Raw genomic sequence first — 22,560 nt, 5'->3', positions numbered from 1 at the left:
AGCTCTCTGGCCTGCTCGCGAATCTTGTGTTCCCTGCATGCCTTTCTCGCTGGAAATCCTGCTTGCGCTGCCATTTGTGATGGCGGCCGCCACTGCGCTGCTCTGGCGCACCTCCCGTTCGATCACTGCGTGGTTGGCTGCGGCCGCGCCGTTGGGCGGGCTGGTCATCCTGGCGACGCTCACACCGGCCGTGTTGCGCGGTGAGGTGATCGGCAGCCAGTACGCATGGTTGCCGCAGATCGGCCTGATGTTCTCGTTGCGGCTCGATGGCCTGGCGTGGATGTTCGCGTTACTGGTGCTGGGCATCGGTGCGCTGGTGGTGATGTATGCGCATTACTACCTGAGTGCACGCGACAGCGCATCGCGTTTCTTCGCCTATCTCATGCTGTTCATGGGCGCGATGCTCGGCATGGTGCTGTCGGGCAATCTGCTGTTGCTGATGGTGTTCTGGGAACTCACCAGCATCAGTTCGTTCCTGTTGATCGGCTTCTGGTCGCACCGCAAGGATGCGCGCGAAGGCGCGCGCATGGCCTTCGTGCTGACGGCCGGTGGCGGCCTGGCCCTGCTCGGCGGCATCCTGATGATCGGCCGCATCGTCGGCAGTTTCCAGCTGGATGCGGTGCTGGCGGCCGGCGATCTGATTCGCGCCAGTCCGTTGTATCCGTATGCACTGGGGTTGGTGCTGCTGGGCATCTTCACCAAGAGCGCGCAGTTCCCGTTCCACTTCTGGTTGCCGCACGCGATGGCGGCGCCGACGCCGGTGTCGGCGTACCTGCATTCGGCCACGATGGTGAAGGCCGGCGTGTTCCTGCTGGCGCGCCTGCATCCTGCCCTGGCCGGCACCGACCTGTTCTTCTACACGGTCACCAGCATCGGTGCGATCACGCTGTTGCTCGGCGCATGGCACGCGATCTTCCAGCACGATCTCAAGGGCGTGCTGGCGTACTCGACCATCTCGCATCTGGGCCTGATCACCATGCTGTTCGGCCTGTCCACGCCGATGGCGGTGGTGGCCGGCGTGTTCCACATCCTCAACCATGCGGTGTTCAAGGCCTCGTTGTTCATGGCCGCCGGCATCATCGACCACGAGACCGGCACGCGCGACATGCGCAAGCTGGGCAACCTGCGCCGCCTGATGCCGGTCACCAGCGTACTGGCGATCACCGCCTCGCTGGCGATGGCCGGCGTTCCGCTGCTCAACGGCTTTTTGTCCAAGGAAATGTTCTTTGCCGTGGCGCTGGAAACCGATGCGCCGCAGACGATGCGGGTATTGGCCAGCATCGCCGCGCTGCTGGCCGGCCTGCTCGGCGTGGCCTACAGCCTGCGCTTCGTGCATGACACCTTCTTCGGCCAGGGCCCGCGCGACCTGGACACCACCCCGCACGAGCCGCCGCGCTGGATGCGGATTCCGGTGGATGTGCTGGTGCTGATCTGCGTGGCCGTGGGCATCGTGCCGGCCTGGACCATCGCGCCGGTGCTGCGCGCCGGTGCCAGCGCCATCCTGGGCGCGCGCCTGCCCGACTACAGCCTGGCGCTGTGGCATGGCTGGAACTGGCCGCTGGCGATGAGCATCGCCGGCATGGTGGGCGGCACCCTGTTGTACATGGCGCTGCGCCGCACGCTGGACATGTACGCGATCCAGAACCGCTCGCCCGGCAAGGCGCTGTTCAACTGGAACCTGCGCGCGCTGTTCGCCGGCACCGTGCGTATGACCGATGCAGTCACCAACGGCAACCTGCAACGCATGCTGATGCTGCTGGTGCTGAGCGCTGTCGTGGTGGCGCTGGTGCCGTTTCTGCAGGGCGGCGCATTGCCGGCCTGGCCCGCGCCCACCCCGCTGCCGCTGCTGGGCTGGACGATCTGGCTGCTGATGATCGCCTGCGCCCTGGGCAGCCTGTTCCTGTACAAGCAGCGCCTGCTCGCAGTGCTGGTGCTGGGTGGCACCGGCCTGGCGGTCAGCATGACCTTCGTGTTCCTGTCGGCACCGGATCTTGCGTTGACCCAGTTGCTGGTGGAGATGGTCACGCTGGTGCTGATGCTGCTGGCGATGAATTACCTGCCCGAGCGCTCGCTGCCCGAGCCCGCGCGCCTGCGCAAGCTCCGCGATGCCGGCATCGCCGTCGTCGGTGGTGCCGGGCTTGCCGCATTGGCCTATACCTTGATGACCCAGCCCAGCCACACGGTTGCCGGCGAGCTGCTGCAGCGTGCGCTGCCGGAAGCCTACGGGCGCAACGTGGTCAACGTGATCCTGGTGGATTTCCGCGGCTTCGATACCTTCGGCGAGATCACCGTGTTCGCGATCGCCGGGCTGGTGGTACACGCGCTGCTGCGGCGCTCGCGGATGGCGCCGGAGCGCAGCATGCCCGGGCCGCCGATCAAGTTGCCGGTGCCGGCCGATCTGGCGCAGATCATGTTCCCGCTGACGCTGACGGTGTCCTTGTTCCTGTTCCTGCGCGGCCATAACGCGCCCGGTGGCGGCTTCATCGCCGGGCTGGTGCTGGCGGTGCCGTTGCTGATGCAGTACGTGATCCAGGGTGCCGCGTCGGTGGAATCGCGCTTCGGCTTCGACTACATCCGCCTGATCGGCATCGGCCTGCTGTGCGCGCTGGTCAGCGGTGCCGGTGCGCTGGTGTTCGGCATGCCGTTCCTGAGCAGCGGGCATCTGGAGATTCCGTTGCCGCTGCTGGGCGATCTGGAACTGGCCAGCGCGCTGGGCTTCGATGTCGGCGTGTATCTGGTGGTGTTCGGTGCGGCGATGCTGATGCTGTCGATGATGGGCACGATCAAACCCTCGCGCACGCGCAGCTCGCAGCGCGGCGAGATCGACCCCACCCAACGTTCGACACGCACCGCGGAGCAGCATTGATGGAACTGGCAGTGGCAAGCGCGATCGGCGTCCTCACCGCATTGGCGATCTACCTGTTGCTGCGCGCACGCAGCTTCGACGTGATCCTGGGGATGACCTTCCTGTCGTACGCGACCAACCTGCTGATCTTCGCCGGTGGGCGGCTGCGCAGCGGCCAGGCGCCGGTGCTGCGCGAGGGCGTGCCCGCCGACCTGATGCACTACACCGACCCGTTGCCGCAGGCGCTGGTGCTGACCGCGATCGTGATCGCCTTCGCGATGACCGCGGTGAGCCTGGTGCTGGCGATCCGCAGCCGCAGCGACAACGGCAGCGATCATGTGGATGCGCATGAAGACGCCACCACCGGCGTGGACACGCGCGAGGCGCGGCGATGAGCCATCTGCTGATCCTGCCGATCTTGATCCCGATGCTGGGCGCGTCGGCGTCGCTGTTCGTCGAACATCGGCGCTATGGGCCGCGCGTGCAGCGCACGGTGGCATGGGCGAGCATGGCCTTGCTGGCCGCGTCGGTCATCGCCTTGTTCGCGCGCGCCGCCGAAGGCCAGGTGCTGGTCTACCTGCTCGGCGACTGGCCGGCGCGCATCGGCATCGTGCTGATGGGCGACCGCCTGTCGGCGTGGATGCTGTTGACCACCCTGATCCTGGGCGCGGCCTGCCTGCTGCATGCCTGCGCCGGCTGGGACCGGCGCGCGCCGCATTTCCATGCGCTGTTCCAGTTCCAGTTGATGGGCTTGAACGGTGCGTTCCTGACCGGCGACATCTTCAACCTGTTCGTGTTCTTCGAAGTGATGCTGATCGCCTCCTACGGCCTGCTGCTCAGCGGCGGGCGCGGGCTGCAGATGCGTGTGGGCCTGCATTACGTGGTGTTCAACGTGTGCGCGTCGACCCTGTTCCTGATCGCGCTGGGCCTGCTGTTCGGCGTGTTCGGCACCTTGAACATGGCCGAGCTGTCGCAACGCATCGCCGCGTTGCCGGCGCAGGACCTGCCGCTGGCCAAGGCCAGCCTGGGCCTGTTGCTGCTGGTGTTCTGCAGCAAGGCCGCGTTGCTGCCGCTGTACCTGTGGTTGCCGGAGACCTATTCGCGCGCGCCGGCGGCGGTGGCGGCGTTGTTTGCGATCATGACCAAGGTCGGGCTGTACGCGACGCTGCGGGTGTCGGCGCTGTGGTTCGGCGCCGGTGCCGGCGCACTGCAGGGCTTCGGCCGCCACGCATTGCTGTGGCTGGGCATCGCCACGCTGCTGATGGCCGCGTTCGGGGTGATGGCCGCATCGCGGCTGCGGGTGATGGTGTCGTATCTGGTGGTGTTCTCGGCGGCGACGTTGTTCATCGCCTTCTCGCTGGACGATGCCGGCGCTTTGGGTGCGGGCCTGTACTACCTGCCGCATAGCAGCTTCGTCGCCGCGGCGTTGTTCATGGTGTCGGACCTGATCCGGCGTCGCCGCGGCAGCGCCAGCGACCGCAAGGAAGTGGTCGCGCCGCTGCCGCGACGCGGGATCCCCGGCGCGATGTTCATGGTCGCTGCGGTCGCGGTCGCCGGGCTGCCGCCGTTGTCCGGCTTCCTGGCCAAGGCCGCGTTGCTGCAGCACGTGCCCGAGGGCCTGGTCGGGCCGGTGTGGTTCGCCATCCTGGCCAGCAGCCTGCTGGTGGTGATCGGCCTGACGCGTGCCGGGGTGCGCCTGTTCTGGCGCGTGCCCGAAGCGGTGCAGGACGTTCCCGAGCTGCAGCCGCAACGGCGTGCACGCATGCGCCCGGTGGAGACCGCCGCCACGCTGCTGTTGCTGGGCGGGCTGGTGGCGATGACGGCCGGTGCTGGCCCGTTGATGCGCTACACCGACGCGGCCGGCGTACAACTGCGCGACCCCGGCGCCTACGTCGAGCAGGTCCGCGCCACCACGCCGCAACGGAGGCAGCCATGAGCACGCGCCTGCCGCTGCGCAGCCGGCTGCTGCCCTCGCCGTCGCTGAGCGTGACGGTCTTCATTTTCTGGCTGTTGCTCAGCGACAGCTTCGGGCCGCAGCAATGGGTGCTGGGCTTATTGCTCGGCTGGGTGGTGCCGATCTTTGCGGCGCGCCTGGACCGCGAGTTCGCCCGCATCGGCTCGCTGCGTTCGGTGCCGCGCATGTTGCTGGTGGCCGCCGGCGACATCGTGCGCTCCAACATCAAGGTGGCTGGCCAGGTGCTCGGCCCAGAGTCGCGCATCCACCCCGGTTTCATCTGGGTGCCGCTGGATATCGCCAACATCCACGGCATCGCCGCGCTGACCAGCATGATCACGCTCACTCCCGGCACGGTGTCGGCGGCGCTCTCGGACGACCGCAAGTATCTGCTGGTACACGTGCTGCACCTGGACGACCCGGACGCCTTGATCGCCGAGATCAAGACCCGCTACGAGAAGCCCCTGATGGAGATCTTTCCGTGACCGGCCACATGTTCATCGAATCGACCATCGTCATCTGCATGCACACGGTGGGCCTGGCCATGCTGATGGCGCTGTGGCGCCTGCTGCGCGGCCCGAGCGTGCCCGATCGCATCCTGGCGCTGGACACCCTGTCCATCACCGCCATCGCCGAGCTGATGCTGCTGGGCATGTACCTGGATTCGCCGATCTACTTCGAGGCCGCGCTGGTGATCGCGATGCTGGGCTTCGGCAGCACCGTGGTGCTGAGCAAGTTCGTGTTGCGTCGGGACATCGTCGAATGATTGCGCTGACCGAATATCTGCTCAGCGCGCTGCTGCTGGTCGGCACCTTCTTCATCCTGATCGGCGCGCTCGGCCTGGTGAAGCTGTCGGATTTTTTCAAGCGCCTGCATGCGCCGACCAAGGCCAGCACCCTGGGGGTGGGCTGCGTGCTGCTGGCATCGGTAGGCTATCACCTGTTCCTGGGTGTGGACCCGCAACCGCGCGAGTTGCTGATCACCGTGTTCCTGTTCATCACCGCACCGATCAGCGCCCATCTGATGGCCAAGGCCGCGCTGTCGCTGATGATGGAAAACCGCCCGGAAGTACCCAACCATGGCGAGATGAAGAAGGAAGGCCTGCCCACACCGCAGACGCAAGGCGATGTGGGCGAAAACGCGGAAACCGCCAAACAGCACGCCGAGCCGGACAAGGATCCGCGCTGAGCTGCGCAGCTGCTTCGAGATCCCTGCCCGGATGGTCTCGACACATTGTTCTACGCGCATGCTACCAGTCGACTATGCGCGCGCACGCTGCGCTGCCGGAAGCCGCTTGCGCCGCCGATGCGGCGCAGTGGCGGCGGTGACGGATCAGCCGCAGCCTTCCACATAATCCACTTGCGGCGGCTGCCCGACCCGCCAGCTGCTGACCTTGCCGTCGGCATCGGTCTCGAACACCAACGCGGACCGGGTGGCCGCATCGGCGATGCGCAGGGTGAACGCGCCGGGGACGTATTTGTGCGGCTGTTCGGTCAGACCTGCCGGATACAGCGCGCGCAGCTGCGCCAGCGTCATGCCGACCTTGCCGCCGCCCGGGGCGAGCTCCTTGGGTTCGTTGGTCTGATAACGCACAAGGCGATCGCCTTCGAACATGAAACCGAAGCGGCGTGCATCCTCGGCCCACTGCGGCCGTAGCAGATAGCAGCCGCCGTCTGTCGCCGGTTCGCCGCGCAGGTCGCCGCCCCAGGCAGCGCGCGCCTGCGCTGCATCCACGCCCAGGCGCAGATCGCCGTACCCATCCAGGCGCGCGAGCGCAGCCGGCTGCTGGCGCAGTTGCGGCGGAAACGTGCCGGCCGGCGCAGTGGCCGGCGGAACCTCCCCGGCTGGCTGGTCGTTGGCGGCTGCCACCGGCGCGGGTGCCGCGTCGGGCGCGGCCGTGGTGGCGTCCTCGGCACGGTTGCAGCCGGTCAGCAACAGCAATGCGCCCATCAAACCGAGCAATCTGGTGGTCATGCATGCATTCCTTACGGGTCCGCTACAGCGTACACAGCCCACATCGCGACGATGTGCAGAACGCGCTGGCGTTGCCTCGTGCCGATGTCATCGGCGCTTCATTGGCGGCGGGCAAGCTGGGTGCCTCGCAGGACCGCCGCCATGACCCCACGCAAGACCGAGCTCGCCCTCACCGCGCTGCAATCGCACCGCAGTCCACTCACCTTGCTGCAGCGACGCGCGCTGATCCTGGCCGACGGCCAGCGCGATCTGGCAACGCTCGCCGTGCTGCTGGGCGGCGACGGCGCCGCGCTGGTGCATGCGCTCTGCGCGATGGGCTATCTGGAGTTCGGCACGCAGGCAGGGAGTGCGACACGCACTGCCCAGGCGTCTGATTCCTCGCCGGCAGGCGTGCCCGGTACCCACGTGACGCAGCCAGCGGCACCACCGAGCGAAGAAGACCTGCAGCGCCAGCGCCGTCGCGCGGCCACCAACGCGCGGCTGTACCTGCTCGACATCCTGCAGCTGCAACGCGACCCGGCCGCCGCCGCGCTGCATCGGCAGCTGCAGGCCGCACGCGCCGAGGACGCCATCGGCGCCGCCATTGCCGACGCGCTGCGCGCGTTGCCGCAGATCACCTCGGCAAGCTACGCCGAGCGCGTACGTGCCCGGATTGGCGAGCTGTTGCCGGATGCGCTGCAGGCGGCTTGAGCGGACAACTGGAACCCTCGATCCGATACCTGCGACCCCTGGCTGCCGTAGTGCCTGATCAGCACATTCGCCCAATTGCCTGAGTTACTGCGCATCCTCTGAGCCGGGCGCCTGAAACGCCGCGCGCAATCCGGACCAGCACTGCTGGTAGTCGCCCTGCCGGTGCGCGGCCTGCAAGGCCTGCTGGGTGGGACGCAGCACCGCACGCGTTTCGAACATAAAGGCCATGGTGTCGGCGATCACATCCGGGCGCGTCAGGTCCGCATGCGAGGCCTTGTCGAAGGTCGCCGCATCCGGGCCATGCCCGCTCATGCAGTTGTGCAGCGAGGCACCACCCGGCGCGAAGCCGTCGGCCTTGGCGTCGTAGACGCCGTGCACCAGCCCCATGAACTCGCTGGCCACGTTGCGATGGAACCACGGCGGGCGGAAGGTGTGCTGCGCCACCAGCCAGCGCGGCGGGAAGATCGCAAAATCCATGTTCGCCGTGCCATGCGTGTCGCTGGGCGAGGTCAGCACGGTGAAGATGCTCGGATCCGGATGATCGAAGCTGATCGAGCCGATGGTGTTGAAGCGGCGCAGATCGTAGCGATACGGCGCGTAGTTGCCATGCCAGGCCACCACGTCCAGCGGCGAGTGGCCGATGTCCGCACGCCACAGATGGCCCTGGAATTTGGCCACCAGCTCGAACGCACCTTCGCGCTGTTCGTAGGCCGCATGCGGCGTTTCGAAGTCGCGCGCATTGGCCAGCCCGTTGGAGCCGATCGGCCCCAGGTCGGGCAGCCGCAGCAATGCGCCGAAGTTTTCGCAGACATAGCCGCGCGCCTCGCCATCGGGCAGCTCGACGCGGAAACGCACACCGCGCGGTATCACCCCGATCTGCTGCGGCTCCAGCTCCAGTACACCGAGCTCGCTATGGATACGCAGGCGGCCCAGTTGCGGCACCAGCAACAGCTCGCCATCGGCATCGTAGAAGAAGCGATCGTGCATCGATGCGTTGGCCGCATACAGATGCACGGCGACACCGGACATCGCCTCCGGCCCGCCGTTGCCGGCCATGGTGTACAGACCGTCGACGAAATCGGTTGGCGTGGACGGCAGCGGCAATGGGCTCCAGCGCAGTTGATCCGGCGGCACCGGGCCGCGCCCGAAATCGTTGTGGAGCTGCGACTGTTCGACCAGGGAGAAACTGCCATGCACGGCCGCCGGGCGGATGCGGTACAGCCAGCTACGCCGGTTCTCGCTGCGTGGCGCGGTGAACGCGGTGCCGGACAACTGTTCGGCATACAACCCGTGCGCCACACGCTGCGGCGAGTTCTGCCCCACCGGCAAGGTACCGGCCACCGCCTCGGTCGCAAACGCGTTGCCGAAACCGGTCATGTAGTGCTGGTTGTTATGCATGGCATGCGTCCGGATCTTGGCCCTCCCTTCCCGGATGCAGAAGGTTGGGATTGAGTTGAATCAGGCCGCTTTCCTACCGTAGAAGGGCTAAGGCCTGGCCGATCAAGCCCCTCTCCTCGCGGGGAGAGGGGCTTTAACAACGTGCGTCTTCGTTGCTTTGTGTTGTCGGAAAAACACCTTGCCTGAGCGCGCTTGGTTGCGACCACTTGCCGCCCGCTTCGTTGGATCCGTACCGGAACCACATCCGACGTGACGGGCAGCCAGGCTGACATCGCAACACTTTGCACCACTCAAGCCCGCACCGACCCAGTTAACCGCACCAACCACAAATCCCGAACAGCGAATCCCCAATCCCCGCCGTCAAAGCACCCCACGCTTCATCTGATCGCGCTCGATGCTCTCGAACAGCGCCTGGAAATTGCCTTCGCCGAAGCCCTCGTTGCCCTTGCGCTGGATGATCTCGAAGAAGATCGGGCCGATGCAGTTCTGGGTGAATATCTGCAGCAGCTTGCGCTGCTTGGTGTCCACGTCGGCGTCGATCAGGATCTTGTTGCGGCGCAGGCGTTCGACATCCTCGCCGTGATCGGGGATGCGCAGGTCCACCACGTCGAAATAGGTGTCGGGCGTGTCCAGGAATGTCACGCCGGCCTCGCGCATCTTTTCCACCGAGCTGTAGATGTCGTCGGTGAAGCAGGCGATGTGCTGGATGCCTTCGCCGTGGTAGGCGTCCAGATACTCGTTGATCTGGCTCTTGGGGTCGGAGGATTCGTTGAGCGGAATGCGCACGATGCCGTCCGGGGCGGTCATCGCCTTGGACACCAGGCCGGTCTTGGCGCCCTTGATGTCGAAGTAGCGGATCTCGCGGAAGTTGAACAGGCGCTCGTAATAGTCCGACCAGCGCTGCATGTTGCCGAAGTACAGGTTGTGGGTCAGGTGGTCGATGAAGGTCAGCCCGAAGCCGGCCGGGTGCTGGTCGGCGCCTTCGATCGGCTCGTAGTCGGCGTCGTAGATGCTGCCCGCATCGCCGTAGCGGTCGACCAGATACAGCATGCAGTCGCCAATGCCCTTGACCACCGGGGCCGGCACGGCGCGGGTGTCGGCCTTGTCCTGCACCGCTTCGCCGCCGTTGCCCAGCACGGTCTGCAGCACCGTCTCGGCCGGGGTACGGAAGCGGATCGCAAAGCCGCAGGCGCTCGGGCCGTGCGCGGCGGCGAAATCGGCGGCAAACGAATCGGGCTCTTCGTTGAGCAGGAAGTTGACCCCGCCCTGGCGATAGACGGTAATGGCACGGCTGCGGTGGCGCAGCACCGCGCTGAAGCCCATCTTGCGGAAATAGTCATGCAGCTGCGCCGCCTGCTCGGCGGGCGCGGCGAATTCGACGAATTCGAACCCGTCGATCCCCATCGGATTGTCGAAGGTGGTGACCTGCATGCCCAGGTTCGGGCGGGTTGCGGTACTGCTCGGTTGTGCGCTCATCGTCGTTTCTCCACGCTAGGCCGTCCGCAGGGCTATGCGGGGTGGCAGAAGACCCGCGAGAATGCGCAGGCCACCCAAGGTTTGTAGTTGCAAATGAAACCAAAATCAAGACACAGTGCAACATGAGCGATCTCGACGCCCCCACCCCGCCGCCACATCCTGTGCTGCTCAACCTCGAGCAGTTCCTGCCGTATCGCCTGAGCGTGCTGTCCAACCGCATCAGCAGCAACATCGCCAAGGTCTACGGCGATCGTTACGGCATGGCCATTCCCGAGTGGCGGGTGATCACCATCCTGGCGCTGTATCCGGGTTCCTCGGCCAGCGAGGTCTCCGACCGCACCGCGATGGATAAAGTTGCAGTCAGCCGCGCCGTGGCGCGCCTGCTGGAGCGCGGCTTCATCCGCCGCGAAACCCATGGCGACGACCGCCGCCGCTCGATGCTGGCACTGTCGCCGGCCGGCCGCCAGGTCTACGAGACCGTTGCCCCGCTGGTCAACGAGATGGAACAGCGGCTGATGTCGGTATTCAGTGCCGAGGAGCAGCAGGTCCTGGAAAAACTGATCGACCGGCTGGCCAAGGACGGGCTGCCGCGCATGGCCGGCAAGGACTGATAAAAAAACCCCCGCAATGCGGGGGTTTTTGCATGCCACGGCAACGACGGATCAGGCCTGCGGCGGCGCCCACTGCTTGAGGAAGTCAAACAGTTTCCGGCGGTCGAAGCGCTCGCCCTTGCGCAGGTCCGGGCCGGTCTGGGTGGTCAGCAGCTTGCCGTCGTTGTCCAGCACCAGCAGCGATGGATAGTCGTTGAGCTGGGCGAACTGCGACAGGAACGCGGCATTCTCGTTGGCCGCATCGCGATTGACCTTGACCACCACGAAGTGCGCGTCGCGGAAGCTGCGCAGCTCCGCATCGCCGCCCATCAGTTCGTCCAGCGCCTTGCACGGCTCGCAGGCCGCATTGCCGACATTGAGCACAATGCGCTTGCCGCCGCGCTTGGCCTCGACCTTGGCGGTCTCCAGATCGGCGGCCGGATCGCGCGAGGGGTCGTACTGCGCATTGAGCGCCGCCGCCGCGGCGATGTCCGCCGCGGTGGGCGTATTGCCCGAGGACACCGGCTGGCTGGGATCGGCGCTGGGCGGCTTCTGCATTGAGGTATCCAGCGGCCGTGGCGCCTCCTGTTGCTCGGTGGGCTGCCCGCAGGCGCTCAACAGACCTGCCAGCAGCAGGCCACAGACAGTGGGTTTGATCGGCATTGCTGTTCTCCTCACTTCACACCATGCATCAGTTTGTTGATCAACGGCGCGATCAGGAACAACACCGCGCCAGCGCCCAAGAGCGCCCAAAATCCGAAGGTATACCCGCTCAGGGCCGAAGACACGCTCATCCCTTCGCTTCCGCTGACATGCCCGGCAAAAATGCCCGACAGGTTGTTGCCGATGCCGGTGGACAGGAACCAGCCGCCCATCCCGAAACCGACCAGGCGCACTGGCGCCAGCTTGGTCACCATCGACAGGCCGATCGGCGACAGGCACAGCTCGCCCACCGACTGGATCACGTACACCATGAACAAGGTCCAGAACGGCACCTTGCCAGCATCGTTGACCAGGCTCGACAGTGCAAACATCAGCAGCAGGAACGCCAGGCCGTTGAACAGCAGGCCCAGGCCGAACTTGCGCGGAATCGATGGGTTGAAGCGGCCGGCCTTGACCCAGATCCAGGCGATGACCGGCGCCAGCGTGATAATGGCAATCGAGTTCACCGACTGGAACCAGGCGGTCGGGAAGGTCCAGTCGCCGAAACCGCGGTCGACGATGTTGTCGGCCAGGAAGGTGAACGAGCTGCCGGCCTGTTCGAAGAACATCCAGAACAGCACGTTGAAGGCGAAGATGATCAGCATCGCGATCACCTTGTCGCGCTGCACCTTGCCTTCGCGGATGCCTTCGACCAGCAGCATCACCGACAGGCCGACGAACAATACGGTCAGCACGATCTGCAGCACGTCCGCACCGACGGCGAGCAGGAAGTACACCACCGGGATGGCCAGCACGCAGCCGACCAGCACCATCAGCACGCGGCCGATTCCCTGCGCGTTCGGCGCCGGTGCACCGATGCCCTTGAGCTGCGCGCGGCCGATCCAGAACCACACCAGGCTGATCAGCATGCCCACGCCGGAGGCCATGAACACCATCTTGTAGGACGGCATGGCGTCGGTGCCGAACACCTTTTCGGCCAGCAGCTGGGTCAGCACCGGCGAGATCATCGCGCCGAGGTTGATGCCCATGTAGAAGATGGTGAAGCCGCTGTCGCGGCGCGGATCGGCCACCGAGTACAGCTTGCCGACCATGGTGGAGATGTTCGGTTTGAACAGCCCGTTGCCCACCACCACGGTGGCCAGGCCGATCTCGAACATGGTGTGGTCGGGAATGGCGATCAGGAACAGGCCGGTGGCCATCACGGCCGCACCGACCAGGATCGAGCGTTGGTAGCCGAGCACGCGGTCGGCCACGTAGCCGCCGAAGATCGCTGCCGCATACACCAGCGCCAGGTAGGCGCCATAGGTACGTCCGGCCGGCGCCTGGCCGGTGGCATCGCCATTGAAGAACTGCGCCACGATGTACAGCACCAGCGCCCAACGAATGCCGTAGAACGCGAAGCGTTCCCAGAATTCGGTCATGAACAGCATCCACAGCGGCCGGGGATGACCGAGCAGCGTGGGGAACTCGGGCGGTGCCGGCGGCGGCGGAGTGGCGGCGGAAGTCGGCGCGGTAGCGTCAACGCTCATGGAATGTCCCTTGCGTATTCAGTAATGGCTGGGTGCCCGGAGCGTACCCCGGGAGACGCGCGAGGATCACTTAGACGTCATGTACGCGTCAAATTCGCAGGACTCGCCGGCCTGATCGCGGCCGCTCTGCGGGGATGACGCCCGTAGCGACCCGCTCAGCCCTTTTCAGGCTCACCGCGGCCACCACCCGCCGGCTCACGACCTTCCACGCCCACCGAGGTACGCACGTCGAACAGCTCCGGGAAGAACGTCAGCGCCAGCGCCTGCTGCAGAAAGCCCACGCCGCTGGACCCGCCGGTGCCGCGCTTGAAGCCGATCACCCGCATCACCGTGCGCATATGGCGGAAGCGCCAGAGCTGGAACTGGGTTTCCACATCGACCAGGTCCTCGCACAGCGAGTACTCGCGCCAGTAGCGGTCGGTGTTTTCGTAGATGCGCTCGAACACCGGGCGCAGGCTGTCGTCGGCCACATGCGCGCAGGTCCAGTCGCGGGTCTGGTATTGCGGCGGAATCGCATGCCCGAAGCGCGCCAGGTAGCGCAGGAACTCTTCGTACAGGCTGGGCGCTTCCAGCACCTCGCGCAGCCGCGCCTGCCCCTGCGGGTCGTACGCGAACACCTGCAGCATCTGCGGGTTCTTGTTGCCGAGCAGGAACTCGATATAGCGGTATTGCAGCGACTGGAAGCCGGACGAGGGGCCCAGCACGTCGCGGAATCCCATGTACTCGCTCGGCGTCAGCGTTTCCAGCACCGACCACTGTTCGGTGAGCTGGCGCAGCACCTGCTTGCTGCGCGCCAGCACCTTGCGGCACTGCCAGACCTGGTCGTTCTGCAGGTGCACCATCGCCGCGCGCAGCTCGTGCGCCAGCAGCTTCAGCCACAGCTCGGAGGTCTGGTGCTGGATGATGAACAGCATCTCGTCGTGGTGCGCCGGTTCGGACAGGGGCTGCTGCGCCGACAGCAACTGGTCCAGCCGCAGATAGCCGCCGTAGGTCAGCCGCCCCTCCAGATCGGTGTGGATGCCGGGTTCCAGGTCACGCAGATTCTTGTCGACGGGCATGGCGGTGCAGGGGGATCGGGCCGGTCAGGGTAGCTCAGTGGCGGGGATTGGGGATTGGGGGGAATCGGGATTCGGGATTCGGGAATCGGGATTCGGGAGGCAGGAGTTGCAGCGCGCGGCCTTGATGCATGTCGCGGCAGCGTCCGGTTTGCCTGGGTGGCCTGCCTGCTTGGCAGCCTGACGATGCCGTGGCGTACGCGACCGTTACTTCACACCTGAAAAATGCTGCAGCGTTCGCCCGCGCGCGCAGCCGCTGCGCCGGTGTCACCGTATCGTCAACCAAGGTCTGCAAATTCATGCAGAATCGAACGGCGCTGCCGGCCAGGGACGTGGCCGGACCAGGGGAGCGCTTCACGTCTCATGGATCAGGGGACTCTCATCTCATGCATGTGTTGCAGCGTCGTGCAGCCTTACTTCTCTGTGCGCTGGCGGTTGCCGGCCACGCCAATGCCCAGGTCGTCATCAGCCAGGTCTACGGCGGTGGCGGCAACAGCGGTGCCACCTTCCGCAGCGACTTCGTCGAGCTGCACAACATCGGCAGCACCACGGTCAGCCTGGACGGCTGGTCGGTGCAATACGCCTCGGCTGCCGGCAGCAGCTGGCAGGTCACGCCGTTGGCAGGCAGCGTTCCGGCCGGCGGCTATTACCTGGTCAAGCAGGCCGATGGCAGCGGCGGCAGCGTCGCGCTGCCCACGCCCGATGCCACCGGCACCATCGCCATGGGCGGCGGCGCCGGCAAGGTGGCGCTGAGCAACAGCGCCGCCGCGTTGAGCGGCGCCTGCCCCACCGGCAATGCCGATCTGGTCGGCTATGGCAGCACCGCCAGCTGCGCCGAAGGCAATGCGCCCACGCTGGCGCCCAGCAATACGCTGGCAGTGCTGCGCGGCGGCGATGGCTGCACCGACACCGACAACAACGCGGCCGATTTCGCCACCGGCGCGCCGGCGCCGCGCAACGCCGCCAGCCCCGCACGGCTGTGCAGCGGCGGCGGCCAGCCGATCGCCACGCTGGCCGACGTCAGCCAGGCCGAAGGCAACAGCGGCAGCCGCAGTTTCGTGTTCACGCTGAGTCTGAGCCAGCCGGCCGGCGCAGGCGGGGTGAGCTTCACCGCCGCCACCGCCGATGGCACGGCCACGGCCGGCAGCGACTATGTCGCCCTGCCCGCCTCCAGCGTCCGCATCGCCGCCGGCGAGCGCAGCGCCAGCATCACCGTGGAGGTGCTGGGCGACACCACGCCCGAACCCGACGAGACCTTCGCGCTGCAGATCAGCGGCCTCACCGGCGCGTTGCCGGCCACGCTGAGCGCCACCGGCACCATCCTCAACGACGACTTCAGCCTGCTGCCGATCCACGCCATCCAGGGCAAGGGCGCACGCTCGCCGCTGGAAGGCCAGGTGGTCGCCACCTCGGGCATCGTCACTGCCCGTCGCAGCGCCGGCTTCTTCCTGCAGGCACCGGATGCCGAAACCGATGGCGATCCGGCCACTTCCGAAGGCGTCTACGTCTACACCGGCAGCGCACCGCCGGATGCCGCTGCCATCGGCAACCGGGTGCGCGTGCAGGGCACGGTGCTCGAGTACGTGCCCACCGCCGACCCGACCCAGCCGCCGCTGACCGAGATCGGCGGCAGCCTGACCGTGCTGCTGGATTCCACCGGCAACCCGTTGCCGATGCCGGTGGCGTTGAGCGCGAACTTCCCCAACCCGAACGGCGCCTTTGATCAGCTCGAAGCGCTGGAAGGCATGCGCGTCACCGCCGCCAGCCTCACCGTCAATGCGCCCACCGGCGGCAGCGTCAACGAGACCAACGCCAGCGCCACCAGCAATGGCGTGTTCCATGCGGTGGTCACCGGCCTGCCGCGCGCCTTTCGCGAGCCTGGCGTGCAGTTGCCCGACCCGCTGCCGGCCGGCTCGCCTGCCGGCGTGCCGCGCTGGAACACCAACCCGGAAGTGATCGCCGTTGGCAGTGCCGGCGTGGGCGCCGAACGGCTGGATCTGGCCTCCGGCTGCGTCGTGCTGGATGTCACCGGCCCGCTGGATTACAGCTTCCGCCGCTACACGCTGTATCCGGAACGCACCCCGCAGGTGAACTGCAACGGTGCCGACCAACCACGCCCGGCACCGGTACCGAAGGCCGATGACGTGGCCGTGGCCACCTACAACATGGAGCGCTTCTTCGACGACCAGAACGACCCGGCGATCGGCGAACCGGTGCTCACTCCGGCCGCGTTCCAGGCCCGCCTCAACAAGGCCTCGCTGGCGATCCGCAACTACCTGCACACGCCCGACATCCTGGGCACGGTGGAGGTGGAAAACATCAGCGTGCTGCAGACCCTGGCTGCGCGCATCAACGCCGATGCCATCGCCTCCGGCCAGCCCAACCCGCAGTACGTGGCCTACCTGCAGGAAGGCAATGACGTCGGCGGCATCGACGTCGGTTTCCTGGTCAAGACCGGTACGGTGTCGGCCGGCATGCCGCGCGTGGAAGTGGTGTCCATCGCTCAGGAAGGCAAGACCACCACCTGGACCGAACCGGGCGGTGGCGTAAGCCTGCTCAACGATCGCCCGCCGCTGGTGCTCAGCGCCAGGGTGCATCAGGCCGATGGCCGCGTGCTGCCGCTGACCGCCATCGTGGTGCATCAGCGCTCGCTCAACGGCGCCGAAACCGACGATGCCGCAGGCACCCGCATCCGCGCCAAACGCCAGGCCCAGGCCGAGTACCTGGCGCGCCTGCTGCAGACGCGCCAGCAGCTCGACCCGGCCGAACAGGTGCTGGTGATGGGCGACTTCAACGCCTTCGAGTTCAACGACGGCTATGTGGATGCGATGGGCACTGTCACCGGCAGGCCGGCGCCGGATGCGCAGACCGTGGTGAATGGCGATGGCGCGGACCTGGTCAACCCGGACTACACCGATTTGACCTGGTTCAACACGCCCGACCAGAGCTACTCGTACGCCTTCGACGGCAACGTGCAGTCGCTCGATCACATCCTGGCCAACGAGGCGCTGATGCGCGCACCCGGCATCGCCTCGCTGTCGGTGGGCCACGCACGCATCAATGCCGACTTCCCCGGCACTGCGCGCAACGATGCCAATACGCCCACGCGCCTGTCCGACCACGACCCCACCGTGGTGCTGCTGCGCATGGCGCCCGCGTTGCGTGCCGACCTGGGCGCAACGGTCACTGCGACACGCGCACAGGTCACCGAAGGCGAGCGCATCGACTTCAGTGTGGATGTGGACAACCGTGGGCCCGACAGCGCGGCGTTTGCCGCAGTGGCACTGGCCTTCGATGCCGCGGTCAGCCCACGGGTCACCGCGGCACAGGGCTGGAGCTGTCAGGCGCCGGAAACCGCGACCCAGACGGTGGTCACCTGCACCATCGCCTCGCTGGCAGCCGGCAATGCACAGCGCTTTGCCGTGCAGGTCGACGCTGGCGCGGAACTGGCAGGGCGCACGCTGACCCTGGCCACCTCGGTCGCCTCGCAAACGCCCGACCCGCAGCCGGACAACAACACCGACACCGCCGCAGTCAGTGTGCAGCCAGCGCTGCGCAGCGATCTGGCAGTGCGCCTGGAAGGCCCCGCCACGCTGCCCACCACCGCCTTCAACGCCACCTACCGGGTGTTGCTGGACAACCGCGGCAACGCAGCGGCCACCGGTGCCAGCGTGCGGATCGAAGGCAACACGGTGTCGGCCTTGTCGCTGCTGGTGCCGCCCAGCGGCTGGCGTTGCACCAAGCAACTGCAGTCATTGCGCAACGCAGTGTTTGTCTGCAGCACCGCCGCCGCAGTGCAGCCGGGCGCGCAGGCCGTGTTCCAGCTGACCGTCGCGGCAAAGCCGATCCCGGCCGAACGCGCGGTGCGGGTGCAGGCCAGCGCCAGCTCGACCTCGCCCGATGCCAACCCGGCCGACAACACGGCGCTGATCGTCACCCCGATCGGTGGAGGCACCGGCCGCCGCTGATCGCAGTGCAACACGTCGCAGTTCTGTACTGCGACAAAGGGCGCGGCCTGGTCCGCGCCCTTTTTTTTGTGCAAGCCAGCATCATTGTGTGCTGCGGTGCAGGACAGCTTTTTGCTGCGTGGTCCTTAACATTGCAACTCATATCATTTGAAACTTCTTGGTGAAGGTGTCGCCGCAATGAGCGTAGCCGCGCAGTTCGAGATCGAATATCTGCAATACATGGACGCGGACGGCCAGATCGTCCGCGACGACCTGTCGGCCGACGCCGCCAACCCGCAACAGTTGCTCGCGCTGTTCAAGCGCATGCTGTTCGTGCGCACCTTCGACAGCAAGTCGGTCGCGCTGCAGCGCACCGGCAAGCTGGGCACCTATGCGGCCTGCCTCGGCCACGAAGCCACCCACGTGGGCATCGGCGCATCGATGCGCAGCGGCGATGTGTTCGCGCCCAGCTATCGCGAGTACGGCACCATGTTCGAACGCGGCGTGCGTCCGCGCGACGTGCTGCTGTACTGGGGCGGCGATGAACGCGGCAGCGACTATCCGCGCGATGCCGACGCGGCGATCGACTTCCCGATCTGCGTGCCGATCTCCACCCAGTGCCTGCACGCGGCCGGTTCGGCGCTGTCGTTCAAGCTGCAGGGCAAGCCGCAGGTCGCTGTGGCCTGCTGCGGCGATGGCGGCAGCTCCAAGACCGACTTCTACGCCGCGCTCAATTCGGCCGGTGCCTACAAGCTGCCGCTGATCCTGTGCGTGATCAACAACGGCTGGGCGATCTCGGTGCCGCGCTCGGCGCAGACCGGCGCACAGACGCTGGCGCAGAAGGGCCTGGCCGGCGGCCTGCATTGCCTGCAGGTGGACGGCAACGACCTGATCGCGGTGCTCGAGGCGATGCGCCAGGCGCGTGCGCGTGCACTGGCCGGCGACGGCGGCACGGTGATCGAATTCCTGACCTACCGCCTGTCCGATCACACCACCGCCGACGATGCGCGGCGCTACCGCGGCGAAGAAGAGGTCAAGCAGGGCTGGGCGCGCGAGCCGCTGCTGCGCCTGCGCCGTTATCTCACCGCGCAGGGCCTGTGGGACGAGGCGCAGGAAACCGCCTGGAAGGCCGAATGCGGCGCGCGCGTGGACGAAGAGGTCAACGCCTACCTCAACACGCCGGTACAGCCGGTGGAAGCGATGTTCGATTACCTCTACGGCGACCCGCCGGCCGAGTTGCTGGCCCAGCGCGCGGAAGTGATGGCGCAGGAGGCCCGCCATGGATGAGCTCAACCAGTCACACCTGGCTGCGACACAGCAGCAGGCCAGCGCCCCTTACAACGCCGCAGCCACGCGCGGAGAGATCGCCATGAGTTCGCCCATCACCCTGATCGAAGCCATCACCCAGGCGCTGGCCTGGGAGCTGGAACACGACCCCGCGGTGCTGGTGCTGGGCGAGGATGTCGGCGTCAACGGCGGCGTGTTCCGCGCCACCGCCGGCCTGCAGCAGCGCTTCGGCAGCGAGCGGGTGCTGGACACACCGCTGGATGAAACCACCATCGCCGGCCTGAGCGTCGGCCTGGCCGCGCAGGGCATGAAGCCGGTGGCCGAAGCGCAGTTCGACGGCTTCGTGTATCCCATGGTCGATCACCTGATCTGCCACGCCGCACGCCTGCGCAACCGCACCCGCGGCCGCCTGCATTGCCCGATGGTGCTGCGCGTGCCGTGGGGCGGCGGCATCCGCGCGCCGGAACATCACAGCGAAGCCAACGAGGCCATCTTCACCAACGTGCCCGGCCTGCGTGTGGTGTTGCCGTCCTCGCCGCAGCGCGCCTATGGCCTGTTGCTGGCCGCGATCCGCGACCCGGATCCGGTGATCTACATGGAGCCCAAGCGCATCTACCGCCAGTACAAGGAAGTGGTCGCCAACGACGGCGAAGCGCTGCCGCTGGACGTGTGCTTCGTGCTGCGCGACGGCACCGACGTCACCCTGGTCACCTGGGGCGCGCAGGTCAAGGAAGCGCTGGAAGCGGCCGACAAACTCGCCGGCGAAGGCATCAGCGCCGAGGTCATCGACGTGGCTACGCTGCGCCCGCTGGACTTCGACACCATCGCCGAATCGGTGGCCAAGACCGGCCGCTGCGTGATCGTGCAGGAAGCCCCGCGCACCGCCGGCTTCGGTGCGGAGATCGCCGCGCAGCTGGCGGAAAAATCGATGTACGACCTGCTCGCACCGGTCGAACGCGTCACCGGCTACGACACGCATATCCCGCTGTTCCGGCTGGAAATGAAGTACCTGCCGAGCGTGGAGCGCATCGTCACCGCCGCCCGTCGCGCGGTGGCCGCCGGCTGACATGCGCGCCCGTCTGCTCTGCGATTACCGCGCCGCGTACGCCAATCCGATCCACTTCCGTGCAGGCCAGCAGGTGACCATCGGCGTGCGCGATGAGGAATGGCCGGCCTTCGCCTGGGTCAACACCGGCGACGGCCATGCCGGCTGGGCCCCGGTGGCCTGGCTGCGCCCGCTGGGCGACGGCCAGGCCGAAGCCCTGCGCGACTACGACGCACGCGAACTCGATGCCCACCAGGGCGAGGACGTGCTGCTGCATTACGAACATGGCGGTTGGTGGTGGTCCGAGCGTGCCGATGGCATGCAGGGCTGGCTGCCGGCCGCCGACCTCGAACTCCTCGACGACACCACGCCGCCGCTGCCTGCGGCGCAAGAGAACCTGCCATGAGCGAAGCCAAGAATTTCCACCTGCCCGACCTGGGCGAAGGCCTGCCCGACGCCACCATCGTCGAATGGTTCGTCAAGGAGGGCGACAGCGTGCGCCTGGACGATCCGCTGGTCTCGATGGAGACCGCCAAGGCGGTGGTCGAGGTGCCCTCGCCGTTTTCCGGCACCGTGACCAAGCTCGCCGGTGCCGCCGGCGACATCATCGTCACCGGTGCGATGCTGGCGCAGTTCGCGCTGGACGCCTCGCAGCCGCAGCGCGCCGATGGCCAGGACACCGGCCACTCGCACGGTCCCGCACCCACGCACACGCCCAGCACCGGCGACAGCGCGGCCGGCCCGACCGCACGCGTGGTCGCCTCCGACAACGGCGGCGAGATAGCCGACGCCGATTCCAGTGGCGGGAGCGAGCGTGACGACGCCGGTACCGTGGTCGGTGCGATGCAGAGCTCCAACGCGGTGCAGAGCGAACAGGCGATCGCCGTGGGCGGCGTGCGCGCGATGCCGGCCGTGCGCGCGCTGGCGCGCAAGCTGCGCGTGGACCTGGCCCAGATCCGTGCGAGCGGCCCGGATGGCACGGTGACGATGGCGGATGTGAAGCAGGCCGCCGCGGCCGGCAGCGCGCCGCTGTCTGTAGCGCGCGCCGGCGCCTCGGTCACCCCGAGCAACGGCAGCAATGCGCCGGCAGCCGCGCCGCACGCCGCCGCCGGCACGCAATCGGCAACCAGCGCAGCCGGCAACGCGCAACCGCGTGCAGCGCTGTCTGCCAGCGGCAAACCGATGCGCACCCAGTCGCCAGGCGTGGTCGCCAAAGACCAGCCGGAGCAGCTCAAGGGCGTGCGTCGCAACATGGCGCGCGTCATGGCCGATGCGCACAGCAAGGTGGTGCCGACCACGCTCAACGACGATGCCGACATCCACGCCTGGCAGCCCGGCAACGATGTCACCGTGCGGCTGGTACGCGGCATCGTGCGGGCGTGCCAGGCGGTGCCGGCGCTCAATGCCTGGTTCGACGGCGAGGCACTCAGCCGCACCCTGCACACGCAGGTGGATATCGGCATTGCAGTGGATACCGAAGAAGGCCTGTTCGTGCCCGCATTGCGCAATGCCGACATGCTGGACGCGCACGGCATTCGCGAAAGCGTCAACCGGCTGCGCCAGCAGGTGGAAAACCGCAGCATCGCCGCCTCCGAACTCAGCGGCTACACCATCTCGCTGTCCAACTTCGGCATGTTCGCCGGCCGCTACGCCACCCCGGTTGTGGTGCCACCATGCGTGGCCATCGTCGCCGCCGGCCGTGCGCGTTACCAGCTCACCCCGGTGATGGGCGGGGTGGAAACCCACAAGGTGATGCCGCTGTCGCTGACCTTCGACCACCGCGCCGCCACCGGCGGCGAAGCCGCGCGTTTCCTGCGCGCACTGCTGGACGATCTGGCGCTGGCCAACTGACGCACGGATAGCAGGTAGAGCGGCTGATCCTGGCTGCAGGGCCCTTGCCCGCCCACCATCGCAGGACACGCCGCAAGTACGTCCATGTAGGCTCTTACGCGGCATCCATGCCGCGTAAGGTCCCGCGACGGTGGGCAGGCAAGGACCAGTCAAGATGGTCGGTGTGCATGGTTACAAGCAGGGCGTGACGCGGCGTCTGGATTGCGGCGCATCCGATCAGTTACCAACGCCAGGACTTGGCTGCAGAGCCCTTACC

At 67.1% G+C, this 22,560-nt stretch carries 19 protein-coding genes; 13 read left to right on the top strand and 6 right to left on the bottom strand.

The genetic code is table 11. The features are described from left to right. Positions 1-37: 37 nt before the first annotated feature. The 6 genes from AC1PLS_RS02495 to AC1PLS_RS02470 are packed head-to-tail and all read left to right on the top strand — an operon-like array spanning position 38 to position 5,987. Entirely contained in the window at positions 38-2,866 is a 2,829-nt protein-coding gene (locus tag AC1PLS_RS02495) for a monovalent cation/H+ antiporter subunit A (RefSeq protein ID WP_102250963.1), read from the top strand. Next, positions 2,866-3,240: a Na+/H+ antiporter subunit C gene (locus tag AC1PLS_RS02490; protein WP_016901335.1), complete on the top strand. Its 375-nt coding sequence runs from the start codon at positions 2,866-2,868 to the stop codon at positions 3,238-3,240. The genes AC1PLS_RS02495 and AC1PLS_RS02490 overlap by 1 nt, the downstream gene beginning before the upstream one ends. Further along, positions 3,237-4,781: a monovalent cation/H+ antiporter subunit D gene (locus AC1PLS_RS02485; RefSeq protein ID WP_184432328.1), complete on the top strand. Its 1,545-nt coding sequence runs from the start codon at positions 3,237-3,239 to the stop codon at positions 4,779-4,781. Before AC1PLS_RS02490 ends, AC1PLS_RS02485 begins: the two co-directional genes overlap by 4 nt. Continuing rightward, a complete protein-coding gene (locus AC1PLS_RS02480) occupies positions 4,778-5,284 on the top strand; it encodes a Na+/H+ antiporter subunit E (RefSeq protein WP_047127937.1) in 507 nt (168 codons plus the stop codon). Before AC1PLS_RS02485 ends, AC1PLS_RS02480 begins: the two co-directional genes overlap by 4 nt. After that, entirely contained in the window at positions 5,281-5,565 is a 285-nt protein-coding gene (locus AC1PLS_RS02475) for a K+/H+ antiporter subunit F (RefSeq protein ID WP_046345450.1), read from the top strand. Before AC1PLS_RS02480 ends, AC1PLS_RS02475 begins: the two co-directional genes overlap by 4 nt. Continuing rightward, entirely contained in the window at positions 5,562-5,987 is a 426-nt protein-coding gene (locus AC1PLS_RS02470; protein ID WP_047127936.1) for a Na+/H+ antiporter subunit G, read from the top strand. The genes AC1PLS_RS02475 and AC1PLS_RS02470 overlap by 4 nt, the downstream gene beginning before the upstream one ends. Before the next feature lie 144 nt (positions 5,988-6,131). On the opposite strand, the gene AC1PLS_RS02465 is transcribed toward AC1PLS_RS02470, so the two are convergent. After that, positions 6,132-6,749 (bottom strand): lectin, encoded by a 618-nt coding sequence (locus AC1PLS_RS02465; RefSeq protein WP_184432981.1) that lies wholly within the window; start codon positions 6,747-6,749, stop codon positions 6,132-6,134. 165 nt (positions 6,750-6,914) lie between these two features. Here AC1PLS_RS02465 and AC1PLS_RS02460 point away from each other — a divergent pair, with 165 nt between their 5' ends. Continuing rightward, positions 6,915-7,463, top strand: a complete 549-nt coding sequence (locus AC1PLS_RS02460) for a hypothetical protein (RefSeq protein WP_184432330.1) — start codon at positions 6,915-6,917, stop codon at positions 7,461-7,463. 84 nt (positions 7,464-7,547) lie between these two features. Here AC1PLS_RS02460 and hmgA read toward each other — a convergent pair whose 3' ends face one another. Next, complete coding sequence (gene hmgA, locus AC1PLS_RS02455; RefSeq protein ID WP_102583223.1) at positions 7,548-8,861, bottom strand: homogentisate 1,2-dioxygenase; 1,314 nt, start codon at positions 8,859-8,861, stop codon at positions 7,548-7,550. Between the two features lie 360 nt (positions 8,862-9,221). Further along, positions 9,222-10,337, bottom strand: a complete 1,116-nt coding sequence (hppD, locus tag AC1PLS_RS02450; protein WP_024938217.1) for a 4-hydroxyphenylpyruvate dioxygenase — start codon at positions 10,335-10,337, stop codon at positions 9,222-9,224. Positions 10,338-10,459: 122 nt separating this feature from the next. Here hppD and AC1PLS_RS02445 point away from each other — a divergent pair, with 122 nt between their 5' ends. Continuing rightward, positions 10,460-10,948 carry a MarR family winged helix-turn-helix transcriptional regulator gene (locus AC1PLS_RS02445; protein ID WP_016905082.1) on the top strand — a complete coding sequence of 163 codons (489 nt, stop codon included), beginning with the start codon at positions 10,460-10,462 and terminating at the stop codon, positions 10,946-10,948. Between the two features lie 51 nt (positions 10,949-10,999). Here the strand turns inward: AC1PLS_RS02445 and AC1PLS_RS02440 are convergent, their stop codons facing one another. From AC1PLS_RS02440 to AC1PLS_RS02430, 3 genes are all read right to left on the bottom strand, one after another. After that, the gene (locus AC1PLS_RS02440) at positions 11,000-11,590 is read right to left on the bottom strand and encodes a thioredoxin family protein (protein WP_054592411.1); all 591 of its coding nucleotides are present in this window, start codon (positions 11,588-11,590) and stop codon (positions 11,000-11,002) included. A gap of 11 nt (positions 11,591-11,601) precedes the next feature. Continuing rightward, positions 11,602-13,119 carry a peptide MFS transporter gene (locus tag AC1PLS_RS02435; protein WP_184457412.1) on the bottom strand — a complete coding sequence of 506 codons (1,518 nt, stop codon included), beginning with the start codon at positions 13,117-13,119 and terminating at the stop codon, positions 11,602-11,604. Between the two features lie 155 nt (positions 13,120-13,274). Continuing rightward, on the bottom strand, positions 13,275-14,177 hold the full coding sequence (locus AC1PLS_RS02430) for a tryptophan 2,3-dioxygenase (protein ID WP_481104174.1): 903 nt from the start codon (positions 14,175-14,177) through the stop codon (positions 13,275-13,277). Between the two features lie 383 nt (positions 14,178-14,560). Here AC1PLS_RS02430 and AC1PLS_RS02425 point away from each other — a divergent pair, with 383 nt between their 5' ends. From AC1PLS_RS02425 to AC1PLS_RS02405, 5 genes are all read left to right on the top strand, one after another. After that, on the top strand, positions 14,561-18,142 hold the full coding sequence (locus tag AC1PLS_RS02425; RefSeq protein WP_481104173.1) for a lamin tail domain-containing protein: 3,582 nt from the start codon (positions 14,561-14,563) through the stop codon (positions 18,140-18,142). A gap of 177 nt (positions 18,143-18,319) precedes the next feature. Continuing rightward, on the top strand, positions 18,320-19,408 hold the full coding sequence (gene pdhA / locus AC1PLS_RS02420) for a pyruvate dehydrogenase (acetyl-transferring) E1 component subunit alpha (protein ID WP_481104172.1): 1,089 nt from the start codon (positions 18,320-18,322) through the stop codon (positions 19,406-19,408). After that, entirely contained in the window at positions 19,401-20,474 is a 1,074-nt protein-coding gene (locus tag AC1PLS_RS02415; protein WP_039515775.1) for an alpha-ketoacid dehydrogenase subunit beta, read from the top strand. The genes pdhA and AC1PLS_RS02415 overlap by 8 nt, the downstream gene beginning before the upstream one ends. Before the next feature lies 1 nt (position 20,475). Next, the gene (locus AC1PLS_RS02410) at positions 20,476-20,859 is read left to right on the top strand and encodes an SH3 domain-containing protein (RefSeq protein WP_184432334.1); all 384 of its coding nucleotides are present in this window, start codon (positions 20,476-20,478) and stop codon (positions 20,857-20,859) included. Then, entirely contained in the window at positions 20,856-22,304 is a 1,449-nt protein-coding gene (locus AC1PLS_RS02405; protein ID WP_481104171.1) for a dihydrolipoamide acetyltransferase family protein, read from the top strand. Before AC1PLS_RS02410 ends, AC1PLS_RS02405 begins: the two co-directional genes overlap by 4 nt. Positions 22,305-22,560 lie beyond the last annotated feature (256 nt).

Source organism: Xanthomonas sp. NCPPB 3218 (genome assembly GCF_056725185.1).
Note: the sequence above shows the minus strand (reverse complement) of the source record. Positions and strands in the feature narration are given on the sequence as shown.